Origin of the sequence: Hansschlegelia zhihuaiae, assembly GCF_004103825.1 — a bacterium.
Lineage (GTDB): Bacteria > Pseudomonadota > Alphaproteobacteria > Rhizobiales > Methylopilaceae > Methylopila > Methylopila zhihuaiae.
In genome coordinates this window covers 88,584-96,254 of sequence record NZ_RYFI01000010.1, presented here as the reverse complement: position 1 = coordinate 96,254, position 7,671 = coordinate 88,584, and the positions used below count along the sequence as shown (strand labels likewise).

Genomic DNA, 7,671 nt, shown 5'->3' with positions numbered 1-7,671 from the left:
TTGCTCGGCCTGCCGTTCCTGCTCGGCCGCAGCCCGCTTCGCCCCCACCGCGCCGGGGCGGAGCGGCCGTCGCTCGGCGCCGCCCTGCGCCGGCGCGAGGTCCGTCTCGGCATCGGACTGGTGGCGCTCTACGTGCTCGGCCAGAAATGGGGGATGGTGCTGATCAGCCCGTTCCTGGTCGACGCCGGCATGAGCCTCACCGCGATCGGCCTGTTCAACGGCTTCATGGGCACGGCCTTCGGCGTGGCTTCGGCGCTCGCCGGCGGCTGGGCGACCCGCCGCTTCGGCGCCGCGCCGATCATGATGGCCTCGCTTCTCGGCCAGGTCGCGGTGACGGCCGGCTTCGCGCTCGCAGCCGCCTTCGCCTGGCGCTCGACCGCGGGGCTCGGGATCCTGACGGTGCTCAATTCCGGCGTGATGGCGTTCGGCTTTGTGGCGCTCTACGCTGAGCTCATGGGCCGCGCCTCGCTCGACCAGGCGGGCGTCGACTTCACGCTGTTTCAGTGCGCCGACGGCCTCGTCAGCCTGATCGGCTGGCAGCTCGTCGGCATGTTCGGCGACCGGCTCGGCTTCGTCTGGTGTTTTGGGCTCGCGGCGGCGATCGGCCTCGCCTCCGCCGCCGCGCTGCCGAGGCTGGCGCGGACCGGTTGAGCCTCACTCCCGCGGCAGGCCGACGAGCGCCCGCGCGAAGGCCTTCGGGTCGAAGGGCTCGAGATCGTCGACGCCCTCGCCGACGCCAATGAAATGCACCGGCAGCCGGAACTTCTCCGCGACCGCGACCAGGATGCCGCCCCGCGCCGTGCCGTCGAGCTTGGTCATGACGAGACCCGTGACGCCCGCCACCTTGCCGAACGCCTCGACCTGGCCGAGCGCGTTCTGGCCGGTGGTGGCGTCCAGCACCAGCAGGCTGTCATGCGGCGCCTCCGGATCGAGCTTCTTGAGCACCCGGACGATCTTTTCGAGCTCGGCCATCAGGCCCGCCTTGTTCTGCAGGCGCCCCGCGGTGTCCACGATCAGCAGGTCGGCGTCTTCGTCCTTCGCCTTGTGCCACGCCTCATAGACCAGCGCCGCGGCGTCGGCCCCGGTCTCCTTCGAGACGAAGATCGCGCCCGAACGCTCGGCCCACACGCCGAGCTGCTCGACCGCCGCGGCGCGGAACGTATCGCCGGCCGCGAGCACGATCTTGAGGCCGGCGGTGCGGAAGCTTTCAGCGATCTTGCCGATCGTCGTGGTCTTGCCCGAGCCGTTGACGCCGACGACCAGCACCACGGCCGGCCGCGCGCTCTCCGGCGGATCGAAGGGTTTTGCCGCCGGCTCGAGGATGCGCGCCACCTCCTCGGCCACGATGCCCCGCACGCTCTCGCCGTCGAGGTCCCTGGCGTGGCGCGCGCGCCCGACCGCCTCGACCACGCGCTCGGCCGCCGCGACGCCCAGATCAGCCTGGATCAACAGGTCCTCGAGTTCGTCCAGAGTCGCGGCGTCGAGCTTCTCCTTCGTGAACAGGTCCGAGATGCCACGGGTGAGCTGCGCCGAGGTCTTCGACAGTCCGGTCTTGAGCCGACTGAACCAGCCTTGTTGGGTTGTGTCGGTCATTCTTGCTCTTCCAGAAGCCCGCAGCCGTCAGGCGCCACGCTTATGTCCCGGCCTTGAGCCGGGACCCATTCGGCGGGGCGCCGGCCGGATAAACGCCTCGGGCCGAGATCGCCCGTCGACCTAAGCGGTTATGGGTCCCGGCTCAAGGCCGGGACACGGACGGAGCGTTGCTCCGCCCCGACGGTCACGCTGCGACCAGCGCGCGGCCGTCATGGCCGGCGATCGCGACGTCGAGGAACGCGCCCTTCGGGGACGCCGGGTCGACGCGCACGGTCGAGAAATCCGCGGCGCGCGCGATCCCTCGGCCTTCGCTCAGAACCTGGAGCCGCCGGCCGACGCGCGAGTCGAGATGGTCTAGGAGAAGTCGCTCTCCGATCTCGCGCAGGGCGGCGGCGCGCGCCTTCACGATCTCGGCCGGAACCTGCGGCATGCGCGCGGCGGGCGTGCCGGGCCGCGGCGAGAACGGGAAGACATGGGCGTAGGCGACCCCGCATTCTTCGAGGAGCGCGCGGGTGTTTTCGAACATCGCGTCGGTCTCGGTCGGAAAGCCCGCGATCACGTCGGCCCCGAAGGCGACGTCGGGACGCGCGCGCCGGACCCGCTCGCAGAGGTCCAGCGCGTCGTTTCGCGAGTGGCGCCGCTTCATGCGCTTCAGGATCATGTCGTCGCCCGACTGGAGCGAGAGGTGGAGATGCGGCATGAGCCGCTCCTCCTCGGCGAGCGCGCGCAGCAATTCGTCGTCGATCTCGACGGCGTCGAGCGAGGACAGGCGGAGGCGCTTGAGCTCCGGGACCTCGCGCAGGATGGTCCGCACGAGGTCGCCGAGCTTCGGCGCGCCGGGAAGATCCTGCCCCCAGGAGGTGACGTCGACTCCGGTCAGCACCGCCTCCGCCGCGCCGCGCTTCACCACGCGCCGGACCTCGGCCACGACCGCCGCGGCGGGCGTCGAGCGGGCGGCGCCGCGGCCGAACGGAATGACGCAGAAGGTGCAGCGATGGTCGCAGCCGGTCTGCACCTGCACAAAAGCCCGCGGCAGCTGGATTCTTGCCTCACCCGGCGGAGGCGCGACGTCGCGGGCTTCCAGGACATCGGAGACGTCGACACGCGGGCCAGCGGCGGCGGTTTCCCAGTTCTCCGGCCGCGCCTTCGCGGCGGCGCCAAGAACCCGCGAAACCTCCGGCATCGCGGCGAAGCGCTCCGGCTCGATCTGCGCCGCGCAGCCGGTGACGACGATCTCGGCGCCCGGCCGCTCGCGCGCGGCGCGGCGCACGGCCTGGCGGGCCTGGCGGGAGGCTTCCGCGGTCACCGCGCAGGAGTTCACCACGACGAGGTCGCGCGCGCGTTCCCCGCCTGCGAGCGCGCGGATGGTCTCGCCGTCGACGGCGTTCAGCCGGCAACCGAAGGTGACGATGTCGACGCCCATCGGCGGGGTATGGCGCAGCCGGACCGAAAACGAAAGCCGCTACGGGTCGCCCAGCGTCGCCCGCTCACGTCTGCAAGCGGGCGACGGCATGGCCGCGCCTCGACTTATCGCGCGTGCGCCGCTACCTCGGGCCGCTCCGCCAGGGAAGCTCCGCGCCCATGACCACGACCGGCCCCGACGCGCCTTCCCTGGCGAGCCCGACCCCCGACTCCCCGATCGCGTTCCGCCACCGAAACTACGCGCTGTTCTGGTTCGGGCGGCTCGCCACGACGTTCGGCGTCCAGATCGTCTCGGTCGCAGTCGGCTGGCAGGTCTACGACATCACCCGCGATCCGTGGGACCTCGGCCTCGTCGGGTTGTTCCAGTTCCTGCCCGCCATCGCGCTGGTGCTCCTGACCGGACCGGCCTCCGACCGCTTCCCGCGCCGCATGATCATGACGGTCTGCGCGCTGATCGAAGGTCTGGGGGCGCTCGCGCTCGTCGTCCTCACGCTCGAGGGCGTGACCGACGTGCGCTGGATCTTCGGGGTGCTGTTCGTGTTCGGCGTGGCGCGCGCCTTCTACGCGCCCGCGAGCTACGCCATCGTGCCGGGGCTGATTCCGATCGTCGCGCTGCCGAACGCGATCGCCTGGAACGCCTCGTCCTGGCAGTTCGCCTCGATCGTCGGCCCCGTGGCGGGCGGACTGCTCTACGGGATCGGGCCGGTGGTCGCCTACGGGACGGCCGCCGCCATGTTCGCCCTCTCGGCCGCGCTCACGCTCACGCTCCGCGCGACCCAGTCGCGCCAGGCGCTCGACCGCAGCTGGGGCACGCTGGTCGCAGGCTTCCGCTATGTGTTCTCGGAGCGGGTCGTGCTCGGCGCGATCTCGCTCGACCTGTTCGCGGTGCTGCTCGGCGGCGCGATCGCGCTGATGCCCGCGGTCGCGCGCGACATGCTGGATCTCGGCCCTTGGGGCCTCGGCTTGATGCGCGCCGCGCCCGGCGTCGGCGCGATCGCGGTCGCGGCGTGGCTCTCGGTGCGGCCGATCCGGGACCGGGCCGGCCACATCATGTTTCTGTGCGTCGGCCTGTTCGGCCTCTCCGGCGTCGTCTTCGGCCTGTCGGAGACGGCGTGGCTCTCGATCGCCGCGCTTGGCGTGATGGGCGGCGCCGACATGGTGAGCGTGACGATCCGCGAGACGCTGATGCAGCTCTGGACGCCCGACGAGGTCCGCGGGCGGGTCAACGCCGTCAACATGATGTTCATCGGCGCCTCGAACGAGCTCGGCGAGTTCCGCGCCGGCGCGATGGGCGCATGGATCGGCGTGGCGCCGGCGATCGTGCTCGGCGGGGCCGGCGCGATGGCGGTCGCGGCCCTTTGGGCCTGGGCGTTCCCGGAGCTCAGGACCGCGCGGAGCCTGGAGAAGCGGGAGGACCAAATGTTCGCGCGGAAGTAGTAGTACGTATTGATGCCACCGCATGCCCGACAGATGCTCGCCGGGCGGCATGGCACGTCAAAGGAGGGAAAAATGCGGATTGTCTTTGCTGCGGCCATTGTCCCGGTGTTGACGGTTGCGCAGACGCAAGCCGCCGAATTCAGATTCCAGGGAACATTCTTCATCACGGGCGCAGCCGGCAGCTGCGGCGACAGCGAACCGGTAGCAACCGAAGGAGATAATTATGTCTTCGCCTATCGGTTGAGCGACGAAGGCGAAGCCTTTGCCCTCTTCGACACGCGCAAAGCCTATCAGTTCGAACCCGCGCGCGCCGGACGCTTTGGCGCATCCGGCACTTACACGGGAGCGAAGATTAAGTCGGGGGCCGACACAGGAGAACTTGCCGGCAAATACTCCGCCTTCAAGGTCTCGCCCGGAACGCCGCGCGCCGATAGCGAGCAGGTGCTCGTAACCGGCAAGATCACAAATTTCGATCGTAATGGCTGCACCGTGACGTTCAGCGCGTCCGGCGCGCATCGTCCGGGCTTCTGATCGCGCCTCGATCAATAGCGCCGGACGTAAGATGAGTGTTGCCAGCGGTCGGCGCGACAGCATTGAGCGTCTGCTTATCGTCGGTCGAACTGGCGTCGCCCGCCAGCGTCACGCCGCGGCGGAGAACATCTCCGCCGTGAGCCGGCCCTGGCGCTCGAGTTCGGCCGGGCCGGTCATCAGGATGTGGTCGTCCTCGCGCCAGACGATCCGGAGCGGGCCGCCGGGCAGTGTAACGACGACGTCGCGGCCGGTCCGCCGCGTGCGCGCGGCCGAGACCGCGGCCGCGCAGGCCGCGGTGCCGCAGGCCAGCGTCAACCCCGCGCCGCGCTCCCAGACCTTCAGCGTGATCGCCTCCCTGGACGTCACCTTGGCGAGCGAGATGTTGGCTCGCTCGGGGAACATCGGATGGTTCTCGAGCATCGGGCCGGAGCGGCGGAGGTCCACGACCGACAGGTCGTCGACCCAGAAGATCGCGTGCGGATTGCCGACATTGACGACCGACGGCGAGTGGATCAGCGGGGCGTCGATCGGCCCGATCTGCAGCTCGATCGCGCGGGTGTCGGCGAAGGGCTCGCTCAAGGGGATGTCGGCCCATCCGAACTTCGGCGTCCCCATGTCGACCGTGATCTGATCCGGCGTCTCGCCCGCCGAGCAGGCCAGCAGGCCGGCTTCGGTCTCCAGCGTGATCTCGCGGGCGCCGGTCTCGCGCATCAGCGCCCAGGCGACGCAGCGCGTGCCGTTGCCGCAGGCCGAGACCTCCGAGCCGTCGGCGTTCAGGATGCGCATGAAGGCCGCGGTTCCGGGGGCCCGCGGGTCATGCACCGCCATGAGTTGGTCGAAGCGCGTGTCCGTCCGCCGGGCGAGCGCCCGAGCCTCGTCAGCCGAGACGCGCGCATTCGAGCCGCGCAGGTCGACGACGAGGATCTCGTTGCCGATCCCGTTCATCTTCAGGAAGGGGCGATCTATGAGGGCGGACATCTCGGCGTCTCGGGTCTGTGGGCTCTAGATAGACTGTCGCGGCCCCCGGCGCGAGGGTCGTGCCGCAGGCGTTCCTCGCCGAACTGTTGATTTTTCGGCCCCGGCCCTGTACCCACCGCCTCATCTGACGAGGCCAGTCCTCCGCCAAGCCGCCCGATCCCGAGAGGTCGGGGGGTCAACGTCCGCCAGCGCGTTGCGCTCGCGGGCGCGATCGGCGTTGGACCGAAACCTCGGTCATTGGTGACTTGAACCGGCTCGAAGGCTCCATGTTCGACGCCCTGCAAGACCGCCTCGGCGGCATTCTCGACCGGCTCACCCGGCGCGGCTCGCTCACGGAGGCCGACGTCGCCGAGGCCATGCGCGAGGTCCGCCGGGCGCTGCTCGAGGCCGACGTCGCCCTCGAGGTCGCGCGCGACTTCATCGACAAGGTGAAGGCGCGCGCGGTCGGCGTCGACGTCGTGAAGTCGGTCACGCCCGGCCAGATGGTCGTCAAGATTGTGCATGACGAGCTGGTGGCGATGCTGGGCTCGGACGCCCAGACCATCAGCCTCGCGGCCGCCGCGCCCGTGCCGATCCTGATGGTCGGCCTGCAGGGCTCGGGCAAGACGACCTCGACGGCCAAGATCGCCCGGCGGCTGAACCAGCGCGACAAGCGCAAGGTCCTGATGGCCTCGCTCGACACGCGCCGCCCGGCCGCGATGGAGCAGCTCGCCACCCTCGGGACCCAGACCGGCGTGCCGACGCTGCCGATCGTGCCCGGCCAGACGGCGGTGCAGATCGCCCGGCGCGCCATGGAGGCGGGCCGGCTCGGCGGCTACGACGTCGTGCTGCTCGACACCGCCGGCCGCACCACGCTCGACGAGGCCCTGATGGCCGAGGTCGTGGAGGTCAAGAAGGCAACCAATCCGCACGAGGTGCTGCTGGTCGCCGACGCGCTCACGGGCCAGGACGCGGTCACGACCGCCCGCGCCTTCGACGCGGCGCTCGGCGTCACGGGCATCGTGCTCACCCGCCTCGACGGCGACGGCCGCGGCGGCGCGGCGCTCTCCATGCGGGCGGTGACGGGCAAGCCGATCAAGCTGGTGGGCGTCGGCGAGAAATTCGACGCGCTCGACGAGTTCGACCCGCGGCGGATCGCGAACCGCATCCTCGGCCAGGGCGACGTGGTGGCGCTGGTCGAGAAGGCCGCGGCCGAGATCGACGCCGAGAAGGCCATGAAGGCGGCCGAGAGGATGCGCAAGGGTCAGTTCGACCTGAACGACCTCAAGGAGCAGCTCGGCCAGATGCAGAAGCTCGGCGGCATGAGCGGGATCATGTCGCTGATGCCGGGCGTCGCGAACCTCAAGAAGCAGATGGCCGGCGCGAACATCGACGAGGGCATGTTCAAGCGGCAGGCCGCGCTGATCGACTCGATGACCAAGGCCGAGCGCCGCAACCCCGACATCCTGAAGGCGTCGCGCAAGAAGCGCATCGCGGCGGGCGCCGGCGGCAAGGTCGAGGACGTCAACAAGCTGCTCAAGATGCATCGGCAGATGGCCGACATGATGAAGATGATGGGCAAGGCCGGAAAATCCGGCCGCGGGCCTCTCGCCGGTCTCGGCGCCGCGCTCGGCTTCGGCGGCGGTGGCCCACAGATCCCGCCGGAGGCGCTCGAGGAGCTCAAGAAGGGCAAGATGCCCGAGGGGCTCCCTCCGGGATTCCCGGGCGCCG

7 protein-coding genes are annotated in these 7,671 nt (G+C 70.4%); 4 read left to right on the top strand and 3 right to left on the bottom strand.

What is annotated here, in order from left to right:
- A partial coding sequence (locus EK403_RS11700; RefSeq protein ID WP_487327324.1) for an MFS transporter occupies positions 1–651 on the top strand: 651 nt, incomplete at its 5' end.
- A gap of 3 nt (positions 652–654) precedes the next feature.
- On the opposite strand, the gene ftsY is transcribed toward EK403_RS11700, so the two are convergent.
- Together ftsY and mtaB are read right to left on the bottom strand one after the other, a co-directional pair.
- Positions 655–1,593, bottom strand: coding sequence for a signal recognition particle-docking protein FtsY (gene ftsY, locus EK403_RS11695; protein WP_128777674.1), 939 nt, complete (start codon positions 1,591–1,593; stop codon positions 655–657).
- A 184-nt stretch (positions 1,594–1,777) separates the two neighbouring features.
- Positions 1,778–3,016, bottom strand: coding sequence for a tRNA (N(6)-L-threonylcarbamoyladenosine(37)-C(2))-methylthiotransferase MtaB (gene mtaB / locus EK403_RS11690; protein ID WP_128777673.1), 1,239 nt, complete (start codon positions 3,014–3,016; stop codon positions 1,778–1,780).
- Positions 3,017–3,174: 158 nt separating this feature from the next.
- Between mtaB and EK403_RS11685 the strand changes: the two genes are divergently transcribed.
- Together EK403_RS11685 and EK403_RS11680 are read left to right on the top strand one after the other, a co-directional pair.
- Positions 3,175–4,452 (top strand): MFS transporter, encoded by a 1,278-nt coding sequence (locus EK403_RS11685; protein ID WP_128777672.1) that lies wholly within the window; start codon positions 3,175–3,177, stop codon positions 4,450–4,452.
- 72 nt (positions 4,453–4,524) lie between these two features.
- On the top strand, positions 4,525–4,983 hold the full coding sequence (locus EK403_RS11680) for a hypothetical protein (protein WP_128777671.1): 459 nt from the start codon (positions 4,525–4,527) through the stop codon (positions 4,981–4,983).
- 108 nt (positions 4,984–5,091) lie between these two features.
- Here the strand turns inward: EK403_RS11680 and dapF are convergent, their stop codons facing one another.
- Entirely contained in the window at positions 5,092–5,961 is an 870-nt protein-coding gene (gene dapF / locus EK403_RS11675) for a diaminopimelate epimerase (protein ID WP_128777670.1), read from the bottom strand.
- A 266-nt stretch (positions 5,962–6,227) separates the two neighbouring features.
- Here dapF and ffh point away from each other — a divergent pair.
- A partial coding sequence (ffh, locus tag EK403_RS11670) for a signal recognition particle protein (protein ID WP_128777745.1) occupies positions 6,228–7,671 on the top strand: 1,444 nt, incomplete at its 3' end.